The organism is Polaribacter sp. HaHaR_3_91 (genome assembly GCF_019278525.1).
GTDB lineage: Bacteria > Bacteroidota > Bacteroidia > Flavobacteriales > Flavobacteriaceae > Polaribacter.
This window is the reverse complement of the sequence record NZ_CP058986.1, coordinates 533,617-554,629: the sequence shown is the minus strand read 5'-3', so window position 1 is coordinate 554,629 and position 21,013 is coordinate 533,617. Positions and strand designations below refer to the sequence as shown.

Annotated in this window: 15 protein-coding genes; 8 read left to right on the top strand and 7 right to left on the bottom strand. The window is 31.8% G+C overall.

What is annotated here, in order from left to right; translation table 11 throughout:
• The first annotated feature begins 74 nt into the window (after positions 1-74).
• Positions 75-698 (top strand): YqaA family protein, encoded by a 624-nt coding sequence (locus tag H0I27_RS02280; RefSeq protein WP_218732314.1) that lies wholly within the window; start codon positions 75-77, stop codon positions 696-698.
• A 29-nt stretch (positions 699-727) separates the two neighbouring features.
• Positions 728-973 carry a DUF1456 family protein gene (locus H0I27_RS02275; RefSeq protein ID WP_068449322.1) on the top strand — a complete coding sequence of 82 codons (246 nt, stop codon included), beginning with the start codon at positions 728-730 and terminating at the stop codon, positions 971-973.
• A gap of 162 nt (positions 974-1,135) precedes the next feature.
• Here H0I27_RS02275 and H0I27_RS02270 read toward each other — a convergent pair whose 3' ends face one another.
• Positions 1,136-1,507 carry a DUF3127 domain-containing protein gene (locus H0I27_RS02270; protein WP_165733870.1) on the bottom strand — a complete coding sequence of 124 codons (372 nt, stop codon included), beginning with the start codon at positions 1,505-1,507 and terminating at the stop codon, positions 1,136-1,138.
• A 5-nt stretch (positions 1,508-1,512) separates the two neighbouring features.
• On the bottom strand, positions 1,513-2,373 hold the full coding sequence (locus tag H0I27_RS02265; protein WP_218732313.1) for a flavin reductase family protein: 861 nt from the start codon (positions 2,371-2,373) through the stop codon (positions 1,513-1,515).
• A gap of 196 nt (positions 2,374-2,569) precedes the next feature.
• On the opposite strand from H0I27_RS02265, the gene H0I27_RS02260 reads away from it, so the two are divergent.
• Positions 2,570-3,721, top strand: coding sequence for a HAMP domain-containing sensor histidine kinase (locus H0I27_RS02260; RefSeq protein ID WP_218732312.1), 1,152 nt, complete (start codon positions 2,570-2,572; stop codon positions 3,719-3,721).
• A 253-nt stretch (positions 3,722-3,974) separates the two neighbouring features.
• Positions 3,975-8,759, top strand: a complete 4,785-nt coding sequence (locus H0I27_RS02255) for a T9SS type A sorting domain-containing protein (RefSeq protein ID WP_218732311.1) — start codon at positions 3,975-3,977, stop codon at positions 8,757-8,759.
• 140 nt (positions 8,760-8,899) lie between these two features.
• On the opposite strand, the gene H0I27_RS02250 is transcribed toward H0I27_RS02255, so the two are convergent.
• Positions 8,900-9,268 (bottom strand): HIT family protein, encoded by a 369-nt coding sequence (locus H0I27_RS02250; protein ID WP_218732310.1) that lies wholly within the window; start codon positions 9,266-9,268, stop codon positions 8,900-8,902.
• 150 nt (positions 9,269-9,418) lie between these two features.
• Here H0I27_RS02250 and H0I27_RS02245 point away from each other — a divergent pair, with 150 nt between their 5' ends.
• A complete protein-coding gene (locus tag H0I27_RS02245; protein WP_218732309.1) occupies positions 9,419-14,350 on the top strand; it encodes a T9SS type A sorting domain-containing protein in 4,932 nt (1,643 codons plus the stop codon).
• 197 nt (positions 14,351-14,547) lie between these two features.
• Here the strand turns inward: H0I27_RS02245 and H0I27_RS02240 are convergent, their stop codons facing one another.
• From H0I27_RS02240 to greA, 3 genes are all read right to left on the bottom strand, one after another.
• On the bottom strand, positions 14,548-14,898 hold the full coding sequence (locus H0I27_RS02240; protein ID WP_218732308.1) for a hypothetical protein: 351 nt from the start codon (positions 14,896-14,898) through the stop codon (positions 14,548-14,550).
• 22 nt (positions 14,899-14,920) lie between these two features.
• Entirely contained in the window at positions 14,921-15,310 is a 390-nt protein-coding gene (locus H0I27_RS02235; RefSeq protein WP_218732307.1) for an HIT family protein, read from the bottom strand.
• Positions 15,311-15,567: 257 nt separating this feature from the next.
• Complete coding sequence (gene greA, locus H0I27_RS02230; protein WP_068449307.1) at positions 15,568-16,041, bottom strand: transcription elongation factor GreA; 474 nt, start codon at positions 16,039-16,041, stop codon at positions 15,568-15,570.
• Between the two features lie 227 nt (positions 16,042-16,268).
• Between greA and H0I27_RS02225 the strand changes: the two genes are divergently transcribed.
• Genes H0I27_RS02225 through purE form a run of 3 tightly spaced genes read left to right on the top strand, consistent with a single transcriptional unit; the run spans position 16,269 to position 18,411 of the window.
• Entirely contained in the window at positions 16,269-16,655 is a 387-nt protein-coding gene (locus tag H0I27_RS02225) for a Rieske 2Fe-2S domain-containing protein (protein WP_218732306.1), read from the top strand.
• Between the two features lie 58 nt (positions 16,656-16,713).
• Positions 16,714-17,877, top strand: coding sequence for a 5-(carboxyamino)imidazole ribonucleotide synthase (locus H0I27_RS02220; RefSeq protein WP_218732305.1), 1,164 nt, complete (start codon positions 16,714-16,716; stop codon positions 17,875-17,877).
• A 54-nt stretch (positions 17,878-17,931) separates the two neighbouring features.
• On the top strand, positions 17,932-18,411 hold the full coding sequence (gene purE / locus H0I27_RS02215; RefSeq protein ID WP_068449301.1) for a 5-(carboxyamino)imidazole ribonucleotide mutase: 480 nt from the start codon (positions 17,932-17,934) through the stop codon (positions 18,409-18,411).
• Between the two features lie 68 nt (positions 18,412-18,479).
• Here the strand turns inward: purE and H0I27_RS02210 are convergent, their stop codons facing one another.
• Positions 18,480-20,957: a T9SS type A sorting domain-containing protein gene (locus H0I27_RS02210; RefSeq protein WP_218732304.1), complete on the bottom strand. Its 2,478-nt coding sequence runs from the start codon at positions 20,955-20,957 to the stop codon at positions 18,480-18,482.
• Positions 20,958-21,013: the final 56 nt, after the last annotated feature.

Sequence of the window (21,013 nt, the reverse complement as noted above, 5' to 3'; positions counted from 1 at the left end):
TAAATTATTGTTCACTTTATAAAAATTAAGTCCTTATTTTTGTACTCTGTTTAAAGAAAAAGAGAAATCTAAAAATGGCAAAAAAAACAAAACAAAAAACAAAAACGCATAGAGCTAAATTGATGCACTCTTATTTCCATAGAACAGGGTTCTATATGTTTATATGGGAGAGTTTAAAGAAAGCTTTCTGGCCAATTGTAATTGTTGTTGCATGTTTATTTCTTTTTAACGAATATGTATACAACATTAATGATGGATTACATCATTTTACAGAAACAGTTTCTAGACTTACAGTTTTAATATTCTTCTTTGTTTCTGAAACCTTGTTAGGCTTGGTACCTCCAGAAATATTTATTGCGTGGTCTAAAAAAACACCAGACCCAATATTAAACTTAGCAATTTTAGCTACTTTATCATATTCTGGTGGTTTAGTTTCTTACTTTATAGGTAAAACTGCATTAAGAATTAAATCTGTTAAAGAATATTTAGAAGTAAAAATGGCTAAGAATTTAAAAAACACTCGAAAATGGGGTGGTATTTTAATTCTAGTAGGTGCTTTGTTTCCATTACCCTTTTCTATTGCTTGTATTGCTGCAGGAATGATAAAATACCCATTTAATAAAGTTATCTTTTTTGGTTTATTTCGTTTTATTAGATTTGCAATATATGCTTGGGCAATTTTTCAGGTTGTAGATTAAATTCAGATTAAAATAATTATATTAGTATTATGGGATTAACAAATAATGACATTTTAAAAAAACTACGTGTAGCTCATAAATTACGAGATACAGATATTGTAGAGATTTGTGCTTTGGTAGATTTTAAAGTAAGTAAAGCAGAACTAGGTGCCTTATTTAGAAGTGAAGAACACCCAAAATATGTAGAATGTCAAGATCAAATATTACGTAATTTCTTAAACGGATTGGTTGTTCATTTACGTGGACCAATGCCTAAAAAAGGTGAGAAGAAATAAGTTTTTATTTTTTTGATGTTTAGATTGTTTGGCTTTTAGACACAAGAAACAAGGCTAACAAAAAAATAAACAAACCTTTATAAAATATAAAAGAGAGATTTCAATAATGAAATCTCTCTTTTTATTTGTCTTGATTCTTAATGCTAAAAATCTTGATGCTATTTAAAACGGTAAATCGTCTGGCTCTTCATCTGTAACTTTAGATGCTGGCTGAAATTGATCTACTGGAGGCAAATTACCACCACCTGCAGCTGCTTGAGATAAATTCTCTATTCTCCACCCAACTATTGAGTTAAAATATTTAGCTTCACCTTGTGGGTTAATCCACTCTCTACCTCTTAAATTGATAGATACTTTTACATCTTGCCCAACTTTGTAATTGTTTAATAAATCAGTTTTATCTTGTTGAAACTCGATATTAATCATTTGCGGATATTGATCATCTGTTGTAACCACTAATTCTCTTTTTTGAAATCCGTTTGATCCAAATGTTTGAACGTCTCCAATTAATTTTACTTTACCAATAACTTCCATAATTTCTAATTTAATAAAAGTACTTTCCAAGCACTTTCTACATCATTCTTTTTTAAATACTCTTGGGCAAATGTATGTTTTTTTGTGGTTTCTAGTCCAATAAACTCTAAATGATCTTTCTTAAAGTTATTAACATCTGCTTCTGTTGGCAATTGTTCTACATTACCTAACATGCCTAAATTATTCCCCGTTAACACCGTACTATTTCTTATTTCTAAAGGTATTTTGTCAACTCCAATACCTAAAGTACTTACTGGTTTTGGTATCTCAAAAAAACCATCTTTAGCCCTAGTATAAAAATTACCACCAGCTCTTGCTACCAAGTCTATTTTATGCTGATCTATGCTTCCGTCATCTCCTAAAACGTCTTCAGCAATATGTACTTTAACCACCTCGCAAACTATTAAATTTCCAGCCCCACCTTCATCACCAGTAAGAATAACATCATTTACTTTGCATTCTAATTGCACTGGAGATTCTGCTACTCTAAATGGTTTTATAAGATCTGAAAGCAACATGGTAAACCCAGCTTTTTCAAATTCATTTACCCCTTGCGGATATTCTGTACTACTTAAAGACATTTGCTGTACCATGGCATAATTCACCACATTTATAACCACTTCTTTAGTAGACAAGACATTATCTAACGTGTGTTTTGTAGTATTATCTTTTACTCTTCTGGCAGGCGAAAAAACTAATATAGGCGGATTTGCTCCAAAAATATTAAAAAAACTAAAAGGAGATAAATTCGGGTTTCCATCTGCATCAACCGTACTTGCAAAAGCAATAGGTCTTGGCGCAATGGCGCCTAATAAATAACCATGTAATTTTTGGGTAGAAATCTCTTTTGGATTGATGGATAGCATACTTATAAATTTTACTAAATGCCATTTAGAGCACAACTAAAAAGTTTAACGAAATTATATATCTTCGTTTTATACTTTTATCAGAATAAAATTTTGAAAAAAAGTAAAAATGCTAACTGGCAAATATTATTTGCATTGTAAAGATACTATCTAATCTTTAAATGAGTTATACAGAGGAAACCTTATATTTGTTTTGATGAACATCTTTTCTAATACCCTTTTATTTAAACGAATTACCATTCTTGTTTCGTTTATTATTGTTTCTTTAATTTTATGGAACACCTATACTTTCTTTCAGAAATTTAAACATGAAGAGCGTATAAAAATGGAAATTTTAGCAACTGCCCAAAAAGAAATTGCTAGCGATACCAACTTAGATGCCAATGTAGATTTACCCTTAAAAATTATTGAGAATAACAATAATATTCCTATGATTTTGGTGAATGATAAAGGAGAAATAGAATATTTTCAGAACCTTGATTCCGTAAAAGCTTTAAACCCTAAATATCTAGAAAAACAGCTGCTAGAAATGAAGGCAGAAAACCTACCAATAGAGGTTAGCTATAAAGGAAAAAATAAACAGTTTATTTATTATCGGAATTCAGATTTACTAAACAGATTAACCTATTATCCTATTGCGTTAATTTTAATTTTATTTCTATTTTTGAGTGTTATTTATATGTTTTACAGCTCTAATAAAGTTGCAGAAACCAATAAACTTTGGACTGGTATGGCTAAGGAAACGGCACATCAAATTGGTACACCTTTGTCTTCTCTTTTAGGATGGATTGCCATTTTAAAAATGGAAAAAGTAGATGACAAATATGTAGAAGAAATAGAAAAAGATGTTAGTAGATTAAATACCATTGCCAATCGTTTTTCTAAAATTGGTTCTACGCCAGAGCTTGAAAAAGAAAATGTAGTTGCCATAACAAAACAAGCTTTCGATTACCTAGAATCTAGAAGTTCTAAACAAATTTCTTTCTCTTTTACAACTTCAGATACAGAGATTTACACCAATTTAAATACAGAGTTGTTTGGTTGGGTTATAGAAAACCTTATTAAAAATGCTATTGACGCCATGTTAGGCAAAGGCCTACTAGACCTAAACATAGAAAACACACCTAAAAAAGTAAAAATTACAATTTCAGACACCGGAAAAGGAATGTCAAAAAAACTATTTAGACAGATTTTTAAACCGGGTTTTACGACCAAAAAACGTGGTTGGGGCTTAGGTTTGTCGCTATCTAAACGTATTGTTTCTGATTATCACAAAGGAAAAATATTTGTGCAAAAATCTGAAATAGGAAAAGGAACTACTTTTGAGATTCTGTTAGATAAAGTGTAGTTTTTTTAAAACAACACACAAATACCTTTCATAAAACGAGAAAAAGCTTTAAAACACTACACACAGCTACTATTACTCTTTTTTATCAAAAAAAAAATACCGTTTAAAGAAAGTAACTTGCAATTCGTCTAACCTACAAAACGAATCAAATAATAATATCCTAATTTTAAAGAATCTTCTATAAATTTGTATCGCAACAGATTAACTTATAACACTTTGCACATTGTTATACAAATTTTAAAAGACTTATAAAATGAAACATAATTTACATAAAATATTTATCTGTATAGTTTTATTAACCATAACACAAGTTGGTTATAGTCAATTAAGTGACTTACACTTCCTTCCGCCATTAAAACAGGATGCTAATAACCAAGCTATTCAGCAACAAACCATCTATTTATCTACACCAGAAACTTCAAGTTTTAATGTAAAGATCTATAAAGGAACTAGTACTACAGCAGTTGCTACTTTATCTCTATCAAAAACAACTCCAAAAACATACAACCCAGGTAACGGAGACAACAATATAACTTTAGTAACCAACGCAAACACAGGTATCGTATTATCTAATAGCGGGTTACGTTTCGAATCTGAAAATGGTGAAAAATTTTATGTAAACTATAGAGGTAGATCTGCTTCACAAGCAGCTTCAATTACCTCTAAAGGTAGAGCAGCCTTAGGTCAGAAATTTAAATGGGGGGGCGCTCCTATTGAAGCGAATCACAAAACAATGAGTGCTACATTAGGTGTAATGGCTACTGAAGACAATACCTCGATAACAATAAGTGGTTATAATACAGAGTGTAAATTTAGAGCTACAAGTACTGTTGATGGTATTACTGACAACACTATAAATATTACATTAAATAAAGGACAGTCTTATGTTCTTGAAGCTGCAAAAGATGCTACTACAGCCAATATAGACGGATGGATTGGCGCTTCTATTGTGTCTGATAAAGATATTGCTATTAGTAACGGAATGTTAAATTTTGGTGTAAACCCTAATAGTGCTGCTAGAGATGCTGGTGCAGACCAGCCTGTACCTGAAGACAAATTAGGAAAAGAATACGTTTTTGTACGTGGTAACGGAGGTTCAAGCAATGAGTTTGTGATTATCATAGGAACCCAAGCAAACACAGAAATCTATGTAAATGACGAAACCACTCCTTATGCTACAATTGGTGTAGGAGAATATGCAGAAATACCATCTTCTAAATATTCTGGGACTTCAAGTGGTGAAAATATGTTTGTTTCATCAACAAAAGACGTTTATGCATATCAAGTTCTTTCAGGAGATACATCTATTATAACGGTAAGTTTAAATTTCGTTGCTCCCGTAAACTGTTTATTGCCTGACACAATGGATCAAATTTCTAATATTGAAGATATTTCTGGAATTACAGCTTCTGGAGGTTTATATATTATAGCATCAACTACAACACCAAACTCAGCTATTGAAGTCTATAACGGTGCTGACGGTACTACTCAAATTAATTTACCTACAGAAAAAACTGTTGCAGGTTCATCTGACTGGAAAACGTTTTATATTACAGGTCTTACAGGAAATGTATCTGTAAAGTCTACAGGTCCAATAGCTGTTGGGTTTTTAGGTTTTAATGGAGCTAGAGGTATTGCTGGTTATTTTTCTGGTTTTGATACCGTACCTGTTACTGAATTAGCTATAACCGGTGGAGGCTGTTTGCCAGATGGAACCATTGAGGTAGTAACTAAAAATTTTGAAACCTATCAATGGTATGACAATGGTGTTTTAGTACCTGGTGAAAACGGACCTACATATACCCCAACAACATCTGGAGATTATTACGTACGTGTTTCTAAAGGAGGTTGTACCTATGATTCTCAACCAATTTCTGCTTATTATTGTAACCCAGATATCATTATTAACAAAACTGCTGATAAGACTGAAGTTATGGAAGGAGAAAACATTACTTTTAAAATTATAGTAGAAAGTAAAGGTGTTAATCCTGTTACAAATATTAACATTTCAGATGTAATGCCTAATGGCTTAACAGTTGTTAGTGCAAGCCCAAGTACTGGTTCCTGGACAGCTCCTAATTGGACATTAGGAAATCTTACAAGTGGCCAAGTTGAAGCAATTACAATTATCGCAAAAGTAGATCCAATGACAGGAATTAACTCAATTGCCGCTACAACAAATACAGCCACAAATACGCAAGATCAAACAGACAATAATATCACCAGTGATGCTCCTTCTGTTTCTTTTAACATCTTAAGAGATTATGATGGAGATCTTATAGCAGATATATATGATATTGATGATGATAACGATGGTGTTTTAGACACTACTGAAGGAAATAACGACACCGATAACGATGGTATACCAAATCAATTAGATTTAGATTCTGATGGTGATGGTTGTCCAGATACTATTGAAGCTAGTGTACCTGCGGTATTAGAAAGTGCAAACGTAATTAATAATACCACTACAAATACTGCAGATGCTGTAATAAACATTTCAAATAACCCTGTTGGAGACAATGGATTAGCGGCTAGCTTAGAAACTAATGATAATACTACAACCTTTATAAACTATACATCAACCTACAATACATATGCGTTAGATAAAAATACAAATGTATGTGGAGTGGCTATGATTACACAAATATATCAAACAAACACAGAACGTTGGATAGAAATTACCAACAAGCATGCTGCAAATATTGTTGCACCAAATGCAGCTATTATTGCACTCTTTAAAAACACCTCTGGAGATCAAACAGATAATACGCCAAATGCTTTTGTCTCTAACACAAATGCTATTAACCCGGGTGAATCTCTATTAATATCTGCAGGAACTGTTTCTAACAAGCTTTCTACAGCTTCTGAAATAGTTGATACAAATGTTACAGATTTTGATGATGCCAATGATATTATAGCCTTAACTAGAATATCTAATACGAATGCTTGGGCATCAAGGATTGATGTGATAGCATCTATAGAAAACAATACAAGCTATGTGCGTATTGATGAAGTTTTTGCACCAAATAAAACTGCAGATACAACAGAATGGGTTGCTTTTATAGACGATGACATTATTACCTATTCAGATGACGCAAATGATAATGCTATAGAACGTCATGCACATGATCCTTTATTATCTGAAATAGCTACAGCTAATGATGAAGCCAATATAAAACCAGGTTTACATAGATTTCTATTTACAGACAGAACTACCGTATTAGGTAGTAGTGTTTGGACAAACGGATACCCAGATAGATCTAGAAATGTAAAGGTTTCTGAAGATTATAATCATACAGGTAAGTTAAGTGCTAGAAAATTAGAAGTTAAAGAAAGTAGTATTTTTACAATTACAGATAACCTATTAGTAGTTACAAATGAAATAATTATTAAAGATACAAACGATGAAATACGCTTAATTAGTTCAGACAATACTAATAAGGCACAGTTAATTCAAACGCATAAAACAGCATCTAAAGTTACTGGAAACGGTAAATTATTAGTAGACCAAAACTCTACAGTACCAAGTAAGTACAGATACAATTATTTAAGCTCTCCTGTACATACTCTTAATGCTACAACATTTACTATAGAAGATGTTTTAAAAGACGGCACAATACCAACCTCTGCAACTTCTACAATTACAGACATTAACTTTGTGAGTGGTTATGATGGTAATACCACATCTCCTATTTCTATAGCAGATCATTGGATATACACATATGCAACAGGATCTAATGGAAGATCTGGTTGGTCTCATAAATACAAAAGTGAAACAATTTCACAAACCGATGGATTTACTTTTAAAGGTCCTGGTGCTGCACAAAATTATACTTTTGTTGGTACTCCTAAAGACGGAGAATTAACAACTACTATTAATGCAGGAGACTCTTATTTAGTAGGAAACCCGTATGCATCTGCAATGAGTAGTAAAAAGTTTATTCAAGATAATTTAGACGTTACGAACGGTAGTTTATATTTTTGGGAACATGTAGGAGAAGAAAGCTCTAGTAATGGTTCTGAAGGACATAATTATGGTGGATACGTTGGTGGATATGCTGTTAGAAACTTATCTGGAGGCGTTGCTGCAAACAGTGTAGTTGACAATAATAACAGTAATAATGGCACACCTACTTTAGGTAGTGGATCTTATACAGAGCCAAAAGCCTTTATAGCAATCGGTCAAGGTTTTTTTATACAAGGAGATGATGTACTTTCTGGACCTATTGTTTTTAACAACAGCCAAAGGGAATATGTACAAGAAGGAGCAAATTCTTATTTCTTTAAAAGTGAAAATAAAAAATCTGCTGCTAAAACAAGCCTTACAAATACATTACCAATTATTAAATTAGGAATGAGTTATACAAATGATAATAACTTTAATCTACATAGACAATTAGCCATTTCATTTAAAGACAATAACTCTTTTGATTTTGATAAAGGATATGACACAGAAATTTATGATGTAGGAACTACTGATATCTATTGGAAGTTTCCAAACTCTGATGAAAAATATGTAATTACTGGTGTACAAAGTATTTCTGAAGAACTAGAAATCCCTTTAGAGTTGGTTATTTCTAAGAACGGACAAGTAACAATTAGCATTGATGAATGGAATGCGATTGACAGAAACGTTTATATTATAGATAAATTAACAAGCACCTCTTATTTACTTAATGATGAAAGTATTGTTTTAACACTTGCAAAAGGAACCTACACAGACCGCTTTGTACTTGCTTTTTCTGAAACTACTAAAAGCCAAGTATTAGGGATAGAAGATGCAATTTTAGAGAACAACGTTTCTATTTACTTAGATAATAACTCCAAAGAATTGGTAATTGATAACAACAGTAATTTAGAATTAAAAAAGGTAACTTTATTTAATTTATTAGGTCAGAAAGCGGCTGAATGGAATACTATTGAAACCAATACAATCCAAAATAGATTGAAAATTAATACTATTTCTGAATCTATTTATATTGTAAATATTGCTACAGAAAAAGGGAATATTAGTAAAAAGATATTAGTAAAATAAATTTTCTATAAAATATTTTTGATTGAATATTTAAAACCACGTTTTCATAAAAGAAAACGTGGTTTTTTTTTATAAAAATATTATAATGTGAATTATAAAAAAAGACATTTAAAAACCTCTTTTTTACCCCCTTTTTTATTTTATTCAAATTTTGATAAAATACTTGCAGCTAAAGCAACAAATTCATCATTTGTTAATTTTACTTTTTGGCTAAATTCCATATCTTCCATTGCGTTTGTTGGTACTAAATGTACGTGTACATGTGGCACTTCTAAACCAATAACACTCATACAGAATCTTTTACATGAAACTGCTTTTTCTAAGGCTTCTGCAACTCGGTAAGAAAAATCCATAAGGCTTAAATAATCTTCTTTAGATAAATCGAATAATTTGTTTTCTTCCTTTTTTGGAACTACCAAAGTATGACCTTTGGCATTTGGATTGATATCTAAAAAAGCAATATAATTATCGTCTTCTATAGCTCTTTTAAAATAAAGCGCTATCCTCATATAAAAGAAGTAACTAACTGTATATCTACCTTATAAAGTAAAATCAATTAATAATATTCTAAAGTATTTAAGCCTTTATCTTACAACAACTTATATTATTATTATTATATTAGCATTATTATAAAATAAAACACTCTAAATCCCCCCAAAATGAGAGAAAGTTTACATAAAATAGTTATCAGTATTATTTTATTAACCATAACACAGGTTGGTTATAGCCAATTAAGCGATTTACACTACCTACCGCCATTAAAACAGTCTGCTAATAACGCAGCAATTGAGGAACAAACCATCTATTTATCTACACCAGAAATTTCTAGTTTCGATGTAAAAATATATAGAGGTACTAATACTACAGAACTTGCTACTTTATCACTATCAAAATCTACCCCACAAACCTATTCTCCAGCCTCAGGAGACAATGATATAACCCTAGTAAGTGATGCACACACAGGAATCGTGTTATCTGATGGAGGCTTACGTTTTGAATCTGCAAGCGGAGAAAAATTTTATGTGAATTACAGAGGAAAATCTACGAACCAAGCAGCTTCAATTACCTCTAAAGGTAGAGCTGCTTTAGGTCAAAAATTTAAATGGGGAGGCGCACCAATTGAATCCAGCCATAGTACTGTTAATGCAACATTAGGTATTATGGCTACAGAAGACAATACCTCGATAACAATAAGTGGTTATGATACAGCTTGTAGGTTTAGGTCTCCAACTGCAATAGACGGCATTAATTCTAGCACTATAAATATTACTTTAAATAAAGGGCAATCTTATGTACTTGAAGCAGCTAAAGACGGTGCCGCAGCCAACATTGATGGTTGGATTGGTGCATCTATTGTATCTGATAAAGACATAGCCATCAGTAACGGAATGTTAAATTTTGGTGTCACTAATAGAGGAGCTAGAGATGCTGGTGCCGACCAACCTGTACCAGAAGATAAATTAGGTAAAGAATATATTTTTGTGCGTGGTAATGGAGGATCCACTAATGAGTTTGTGATCATTATAGGAACGCAAGCAAATACAGAGATTTATGTAAATGATGAGACTTCGCCTTTTGCTACAATTGGTGTTGGAGAGTATGCCGAAGTACCCTCTTCTAAATATTCTGGTACCACTGCAGGTAAAAACATGCACATAGCAACTACAAAAAACGTATATGCCTATCAAGTTATTTCCGGAGCCGATCATCCTAATACAGTAGGTTTAAATTTCGTAGCCCCAGTAAACTGTTTATTACCAGATACCATGGATCACATTTCTAATATAGAAGATATTGCTGGACTTACAGCATCCGGAGGTTTATTTATTATAGCATCAACTACAACAGCAAACTCAGCTATTGAGGTTTATGCCGATGCTACTCAAATTATTCTACCCCCAGAAGAAACTGTTTCAGGTACTACCGAATGGAAAACATTTTATATTACAGGACTTACAGGAGACGTTTCTGTAAATTCTACAGGCCCCATAGCTGTTGGGTTTATAGGCTTTAATAATGCTAGAGGAATTGCCGGGTATTTTTCTGGATTTGACACTGTACCTGTTACAGAATTAGCTGTTACAGGTGGAGGTTGTTTACCAGGCGGTACTATTGAAGTCGTTACTAAAAATTTTGAATCTTACCAATGGTATGATAATGGTGTTTTAGTACCAGGAGCAACAGACCATACATACACCCCTACAACATCTGGAGATTATTATGTACGTGTTACTAAAGGAGGTTGTTCATATGATTCTCAGCCAATATCTGCTTACTATTGTAACCCAGATATTGTGGTAACCAAAACTGCCGACAAAACCGAAATTCTAGAAGAAGAAACCATTACTTTTAAAATTACAGTAGAAAGTAAAGGTGTAAATGCGGCTACAAATGTTAATATCTCAGATGTTATTCCTAATGGTTTAACAATTACTAGCGTAAGTACAAGTATAGGTTCTTGGACAGCTCCTAATTGGACTGTAGGAGACCTTATAAGCGGACAAGTAGAAACCATTACAATTGTAGCAAAAGCAGATGCAATGACAGGTATTAGCACTACTTCTGCTAAAGTAAACACAGCTACAAATACACAAGATCAAGTAGATGATAATACCACTACAGATTCACCTTCTGTTTCTTTTAATATTTTAAGAGATTATGATGGAGATGGCATCGCAGATATTTATGATATTGATGATGATAATGATGGTATTTTAGATGTTGATGAAACAGGAACAGGCGGATTAAATCCATTAGCAGATGATGACAGTGATGGTGTACCTGCTTATTTAGATGACGATGATGCTAATGCAGCTATTGGAGATGATGATACTGAAGTACAATCCATTTTTGACCAAGATAATGATGGTATACCAAACCATTTAGATTTAGATTCTGATGGAGACGGTTGCCCAGATGCAATAGAAGCAAATGTGCCAACTACATTTAAAGAAGCGCCTGTAAGTAATTTAGATACAGATAATACAACAACCATAATAACCAATATAGCAAATGCAGTTATAGATACTACACAAGACCTAGTTGGTGCCAATGGATTAGCAAATAGCTTAGAAGATGTAGACACAGATGCAGCAGCTATTAATTACACATCAACATACACTAATTATGCTTTAGACACAGCATTAAAAGCATGTGGTACATCAATGATAACACAAGTATATACTACAGGTACAGAGCATTGGGTAGAAATTACAAACATAGACCCAACAAATATTGTTGGTATAAATGCAGCAACATTAGCATTATTTAAAGACGGATCTGACCCAACAACAGCAACATCTCCTGTAATTTTTGCCAATACAACAACTATTCAACCAGGTGCTTCTATTTTAATTACTAATGATCTTAATAATGCTTCATTAAGTAATGCTAACGTTACGCCTATTACTAATGCAAACGTAATAGATTTCTCTGATGCAGATGATGTATTAGTACTAACAAAAGGTACCGCAAATTATGCTTGGAACAGAAGAGTAGATGTTGTAAGTGCTATTGCAGACAATACAAGTTACGTGCGTATAGATGAAATTTTAGTACCAAACACAACTTATACAGAAGATGAATGGGTTGCTTTTATAGATGATACTATTATTACGTATTCAAATGCAGCAAATGATAATGCCATAGAACGTCATGCACATGCGCCACTTTTATCTGAAATTGCTAATGCAGATGACGCCGCTAATATAAGACCTGGTTTGCATAACTTTGGACGTACTAGAAGATCAAATACTGCTTGGTCTAGCGGATACCCTGACAGATCTAGAAAGGTCCAAATTTTTAAAGACTTTAGTACTTCTGATAAATTAAGCGCAAGAAAACTAGAAGTTAGAAACAGTATACTTAGTATTACAGACAATTTACTAGTAGTTACTGATGAGGTTGAAATTACAAATACTACCGATCAAATACGATTAATTAGCTCTGATGACACCAACAAATCGCAACTAATACAAACCCACGAAACAACAGCCAAAGTAACTGGTGATGGAAAATTATTAGTAGATCAAAATTCTACCGTACCAAGTAAATACAGATATAACTATTTAAGTTCTCCGGTAAATACAATTGGAGAAACCAATTTTACGGTTTCTAGTGTTTTAAAAGATGGTACAAACCCATTAGACGCAACCTCTACTATTGGTAATGGAAGTGACGATATAGCTAAAGAGATTACTTTTGTAGCAGGTTATGATGGTGACTATACAAAATCACCCATAGAAATTGCTGAATATTGGGTATATACCTATGCAGCCTCAGCAGGCGGAAGATCTAATTGGTTACATAAGTATAAAGGAGGCACCATTTCGCAAACAGATGGATTCCTACTTAAAGGACCAGGTAGTTTAAATCAGAATACAAATGGACAGAATTATACGTTTGTTGGTACACCTAAAGACGGAACATTAACAACCACTATTAGTGCAGGAGATTCTTATTTAGTTGGTAATCCGTATGCATCTGCAATCAGTGCTAAAAAGTTTATAGAAGATAATTTAGAGACCACTAACGGAAGTTTATATTTCTGGGAACATGCAGGTGAAAAAGCTTCTAGCAATGGATCTGAAGGACATAATTTTGGAGGATATATAGGCGGATATGGAGTAAGAAACTTATCTGGTGGAGTTGCGGCAACTAGTGTATCTATCAACAATAATAGTGATAACGGCACACCAACTTTAGGTAACGGTTCTTATACAGAACCAAAAGCCTTTATAGCAATTGGACAAGGATTTTTTATAGAAGGAGACGATGCTGCCTCTACAGGTGCAGATAATATTCAATTTAACAATAGCCAAAGAGAGTATATCCAAGAAGGAAACGATTCTTATTTCTTTAAAAGTGAAAACAAAAAATCTGCAAGCCACACAAATACATTGCCTATTATTAAACTTGGAATGAGTTATACTAATGATGAAAATTTAAACCTACACAGGCAATTAGCTATTTCATTTAAAAACAATAACTCTTTTGATTTTGACAAAGGATATGACACAGAAATTTATGATGTAGGAACGACTGATATCTATTGGAAGTTTCCAAATACTGATGAAAAGTATGTAATTACTGGTGTACAAAGCATTTCTGAAGATTTAGAAATCCCTTTAGAATTAGTAATATCTAAGAACGGACAAGTAACAATTGGTATAGATGAATGGAATGCGATTGACAGAGACGTTTATTTAACAGATAAATTAACAAATACATCTTATTCTCTTAATAGTAAAACTATTGACTTTACACTTGTAAAAGGAACGTATACAGATCGTTTTGTACTTGCTTTTTCTAAAACCACAACATTAGGTGTAGAAGATGCTATTTTAGAAAATAAAGTTACTGCCTACTTAGACAACAATGCTAAAGAAATTGTAATTAATAACAACAGTAATTTAGAATTAAAAAAGGTAACTTTATTTAATTTATTAGGTCAAAAGGTAGCTGAATGGAATACTATTGAAACCAATACAATCCAAAATAGATTGAAAATTAATACTATTTCTGAATCTATTTACATTGTAAATATTGATACAGAAAATGGAAGAGTTACTAAAAAAATAGTAGTAGAATAATTTATTTTAAGAAAAATAAAAACTAATTTCTAATCGTTAAAAATCCTACTATATATAATAGTAGGATTTTTTATTAGAAGCTATTTCCCGCTTTCACTACTCGCTTTTTTTATACTAAAACAAGTTTAGCATAAAAAAGAGCTCAAACAGACCGTTCAATCAGGGCTAAATTTCTTTGCAAACTAATTGTTTGTAATTTATACAGTATAGTTTTCAAGCAAGAAATCTAATATTTTATAAATACAAAAACCTAAAACCATTCCTATTAACATCCAATAAAAACGTTGTTTTTTGTCCGTTTCTACAATTCGCTTATCTAACAATTCTTCATTATTTTTCAATTCAAGTATAATTTCTTTTTTATCGAATTGTTTATAATTTGATTCTAATGTTAAATCGCTAGATTTTAGTTTTACTTTATGCTTAATTCCAGAAAAAGAGAACTTCTTAGATATTATTTTTCCATTTAACAAAACACTTTCAACTCCAAAAAAAGAATTTAAAAACTCAATTTTATTAAATTCTACAATAAATTCAGCGTATTTCATTTTTAATTAGAGTTATTAGTCTTTATTTAAATTCTGATGAAATACTTGCCGCTAAAGCAACAAATTCATCATTTGTTAACTTTACTTTTTTAGTAAACTGAATATCTTCCATTGCATTTGTTGGTACTAAATGTACGTGTACATGTGGCACTTCTAAACCTATAACACTCATACAAACTCTTTTACATGAAACTGCTTTTTCTAAGGCTTCTGCTACTCGGTAAGAAAAATCCATAAGACTTAAATAATCTTCTTTAGATAAATCGAATAATTTGTTTTCTTCCTTTTTTGGAACTACCAAAGTATGACCTTTGGCATTTGGATTGATATCTAAAAAAGCAATACAATTATCGTCTTCGGCTACTTTGTAACAAGGAATTTCTCCTTCTATTATTTTTGTGAAAATGCTCATTTTTTTTTATTGAATTGATTTATAAATTAGATCTAAACTATACTCGACCTGACAAACAGTAGTAAAGGTAAAAAAAGAATTCGGGTTTTAGCAGTGCTAAAACCCGAATTTATAATGGAAACTTGTATAAAAAGTCTATTTGTATTAAGAAATCCAAAAAGCCTGCAAACAAGTCTAGCCCTGATTGAAGTGGCATCCTTTTTTTATTTTTCTTAAAAAAAGATACAACGGAAAGCAGGAAATAACTTCTAAAAAAACTATCTAGAAATATTTACAATTTCGAATTTCATAATTCCGTTTGGTACTTTAATTTCTGCAACATCACCAACTTCTTTACCTAACAAACCTTTACCAATTGGAGAGTTTACAGACAATTTACCGTTTCTAACATCGGTTTCTGAATCTGCCACCAACGTGTACGAAAACTCCATTTTGTTTGCTACATTTTTTATTTTTACAATAGAATGAATCAATACTTTAGAAGTATCTAATTGAGATTCATCTATAATTCTTGCACTAGAAATAACATTCTTTAACTTGGCAATCTTAAATTCTAGGTGAGATTGTTCTTCTTTTGCAGCATGGTATTCTGCATTTTCACTTAAATCTCCTTTATCTCGTGCATCTGCAATTTCTGTAGTTACTCTTGGGCGCTCAACTTGCTCTAGTTGCACCAATTCATCTTTCAATTTCTTTAATCCTTCTGCTGAATAATAAGATATCTCGCTCATTTTTTTTTATTTTAATTTCTAACCTCAATTTAATAACTTCTTAATTTTATTAAAAACAAGTTGCTTTTACACTAAAAAAACCCAACACGGGTTTATATTAAAAAATCCCATTGCCCTAACAGGAATGAGATTGAATAACAAATATACAAAATATTTGTAACTTGCTAACGTTTTAAATAAAATGAAACTTTTGTATGATTAAAAAAATAGTATTATTCTGCTGCTCAATGATTGTTTTATCATGCTCAGATAACACACAAATTAATGATTGTTTTTTAGATGTAAATGTCTCTGAAGTTTTAAATACAAGGCTTCCATCATACCAATTGTTAACTATTAATGGTACTAGCAATACATATTCAATTGGTGGTAGACAAATACATATTATTAGAAATAATGCTTCAGATTTTATAGCTTTTGATTTAGAATGTCCAGATAGGAACTGCAATGCACCCCTAGATATTATTACAAATGCACCAATTATAACTTGTACTTGCCATGATAGAAATTATAATTATTTACAAGGTGGAAAACTAATTGGAGAAGAAGGATGTGGCATGTTAATGTACACTGTGAACCTAATTGGAAGTGATGGGGTTCAAATAAGAAATTAAAATTGTAGATTAGTTAAATTGAGTTGCTTATTTTTGCCTAAACACAACAATTCTCAACGTGAAAAACTATTATTCTTCAGATTTTAAATTAGGCGTTCTTGGTGGAGGTCAATTAGGTAGAATGCTTTTAGCAGAAACTCAAAAATTAGACATTCATACTTCTATTTTAGAAACGAATAAAAACGCACCTTGTGCAGAAATCTGTAACACGTTTGTGGTTGGAGATTTATTAGATTTTGATGCTGTTTACAACTTTGGTAAAACCGTAGATGTTTTAACTATCGAAATTGAAAATGTAAACTTAGATGCTTTAGACAAACTAGAGGATGAAGGTTTAACCATTTTTCCGAAACCGAAAGATTTACGCATTATTCAAAATAAAGCAAGACAAAAGAATTTTTATGTAGATCATGAGATTCCTACTGCAGAATTTTCTCATTTTGCGCACTCCACAGAGATTAAACATTCCTATGAAAATAATACGATAGATTTTCCTTTTGTTTGGAAAGCGGCTCGTTTTGGTTATGATGGTAATGGTGTTAAAATTGTTAGAAATATAGAAGATTTAGAATCTTTACCAAATGTTGAATGTATTACTGAAAAACTGATTCCGTTTAAAAATGAACTGGCAGTAATTGTAGCTAGAAACGCTGCTGGTGCAGTAAAAACCTACCCAGTAGTAGAAATGGAATTTCACCCAGAAGCAAACCAGGTAGAATATGTAATTTGCCCTGCAAGAATAAATGATAAAGTAGCAGAAAAAGCGAGAGAAATAGCTTTAAAAGTAGTAAGCGATTTAAATTTTGTTGGTTTATTGGCTGTAGAAATGTTTCAAACCGTAGATGACAAAATCTTAGTAAATGAAGTAGCACCAAGACCTCACAATTCTGGGCATTATTCTATAGAAGCGAGTTATACCAATCAATTTGAACAACACATACGCTCAATATTAAATCTTCCGTTAGGAAATACAGATAGTAAAGTTGCCGGAATTATGGTAAACTTGGTTGGTGAAGAAGGTTTTTCTGGTGATGTAATTTATGAAAACATAGAAGAAATCTTAAAGATTGATGGTGTTACGTCACATATCTACGGAAAAAAAGAAACACGTCCTTTTAGAAAAATGGGACATGTTACTATTGTAAATAAAGATATTGAAGTTGCTAGAAAAGTAGCACAAGAGGTAAAAGAAACGATTAGAGTTATTAGTAAAAATAATTAACATCAAACAATCATCAGTTATTAATGATAACTGATGATTGATAATTGAAAAAATATGGTAGGAATAATAATGGGAAGCGATTCTGATCTTCCAATAATGCAAGAAGCAATAGACATTTTAGAGAGTTTTGATATTAAAATAGAAGTAGATATTGTATCTGCTCACAGAACTCCAGAAAAACTGGTTGAATACTCTAAAAATGCACACAAAAGAGGTATTAAAGTAATTATTGCTGGAGCAGGTGGCGCAGCACATTTACCAGGAATGGTAGCCTCTATGAGTCCATTACCTATAATTGGAGTTCCTGTAAAGAGTAGAAACTCTATTGATGGTTGGGATTCTGTTTTATCTATTTTGCAAATGCCAGGTGGCGTACCAGTTGCAACTGTAGCTTTAGATGGTGCAAAAAATGCAGGTATTTTAGCGGCTCAAATTATTGGTGCTTCAGACGAGCTTATTTTAAATAAAATAATCGCCTACAAAGAAGAATTAAAATTAAAAGTAAATCAAGCTTCAGAAAGAGTTAGAAAATAATCATTTTTAAAATAAAAAAACTCAGAATTTATAAAATTCTGAGTTTTTTTATTTCTTTTTTTTAATGACTAATCTACAAGCACTATTTTTTTATTTAAGCTTCTATTATCTTGTAGTTTAGCACTTACAATATACACTCCTGATGATAGATTAGAAGTATTCATTTTCTGTTCTCCTTTAAAAGAGGCTACTTTTCTTCCCTGAACATTAAACACAGAAACCTCATTTATATCATCTGCACTATTATTATATGTTGCTATTAATTCTTTTCTTTCATTAAGATATACCAAAAATTTGTTTGCATCCATTTCATATGAATCTGCACTTAATGTTTTTAACTTATTTTTAGTGTAAACAACTTTAAATCTTGTATTATTTTCTCCAACAGCATCAACAGTAAAATTATATTCTGACTGCTTTAAATCTGCAGTAACTCCTTTTTCTGTATCTAATAAATAGATATAATAAGCTTCTTCTATTTGTTCCTCTTGTATACCTATAGAATAATCACCTAATTCATCTACAACAAACCCTACCTTAATTGTTTTAGTATCCTCTTTTAAAACAGGTAAACCTAGTATAGTTGCTTTGTGTTCATCTTCTACAAACGAGTAAAACTCCATAGATTTCTTCTCTACATCAAAAGGAGCATCATACAACCTATCAAACTTATCTGTTGCACCCTCTAAGAAACCGATCAATAATGTTTTTGTTATATCATTATGATTAAAAGTAAACCAAGAGCGCCCTTGTTTTTTTATACTATTAGCACTAACCTCATTGCTTTTAAGAAATTTAGTATTTAACCCCTCTACTTGATGCGTAGTTTTAAAAGTGATTTTTAAATTAGAATCTGAACTTGTTGTTTTTATAAAGAAACCTTGACCAGAGCCTATAACACTATTTACTGTGGGAGTTGAACCACCTGTTTTATTATATTCTATATAATCTGCTTGTCTATTTTCACCTATATGAACAGAATTCTGATCCCAAAGATACATTGTTCCTTCAATTTCACTATTATCTGGATCATTAATAACCAACTCCCAGTCTATTGCTGCAGGATATGGATTTCCTACTAAATTATCTCCACTTGTAGACCAAACTACTCCATCAAAATCTAAACCTTCTAAATTAGACGTATTGTATATATCTACTTCTATATCACCTTCATTAATTTTACCAGAAAAAGTTCTTAATTGTCCTCCCGTACTTTCATTACGAACCGCATACCCAATTCCTGTATTAAAATCTGCAACACCAGTAGCAACCCAATCTGAATTTGAAACACTTGCATCGAACTTATAAATGTTAGATGCATCTGGAAAAACAGTAGCAATATTAGAATCTGAACTAATAACCGGAGAACTCCAATATGAAAAGAATTTATTGCTAGAATACGTTGGAGTAACTTTTTGAATGTTAAATGTACCTGTATTTACACCTGCTTTTTTTTCTCTTAAAATTAAACTAGCATCATCTAAAACAGTAATAGTACCATTATTTGTTAAATCATAAGAAACCTCCATCGCTCCTCCTGCATTAACCGTAATACTAGCATTAGTATCAACTATTAAATCTCCTACAACAATGTGTGTTGATATTTCTGGGTAATTACTAGAAACCTGTATTTGTGCTCTTTCTTTTTTTAATGAATTTGGTACAATTCCATCAACCCAATTAGAACCCGAATTCCAATCTGTACTTGTAGCGGATGTACTCCAAACAATTGTAGGAACTGCAGATACTGCCCCCTCTGCAGCAACATCAGAACTATTTAAATAGGTAAATGTATCTCCATCTAAAGCAGCAACCAAATCATTAGTACCAACAGTTGTTATAATGTCTGTCCTATAATCTACAAGTTCTGTAATTGTTCTTACATCATTCCAAACTCTAAACCCCCAAATGTATCCTTTAAAATAATATTCATCGCCACCATCATCATTTGCAATTGTATTAAAACAATACTCAGACATACCAGTGACTGTCCATGTTCCACAAGAAGGGAAACGCAAAGTTTCATTTTTATACCCTAACCTTATTGAATTATGGCTTCCTAATTGATAGCCAGAAATTTGCCCCATTAAAGCACCATCTAAATACCATTTTAAAGCATTATTTGAAGTAGCTGTCATTGGGTTACTAGTTGCATTAGCAGCTATAGCATTGTCAAACACCAATGCCACATGATACCAAGTATTTGATAAAATAGCTTCCCTATAAAAAGTACCATTCCATATTGGTGTATAATCTGTTCTATTATAAGCCCCTACATATAAATAGCCACTTTCTACATATATAATAACAGCTCTTGTACCACCTCCTTCTTTCATTATAACTTGTTTTGTAGAGGAAGTTGCATCTTCAACTTTAAAAGAAGTTTCATAAGTTCTGTTATTAGTTACTGTACTGTTAATATTTGTAGTATTTGGAACAATTACAGTATCATCTACACCATCAAAATATAGACCATCATTAGCTGTCTGTCCATAACTACAATAAGTAATTAAAATTATTATAAAATTAATAAATACGCTTCTCATAATCAGGGGGATATTAAATATTAATATAAAGGTAACTCTAAAATAAACCTTCCTTT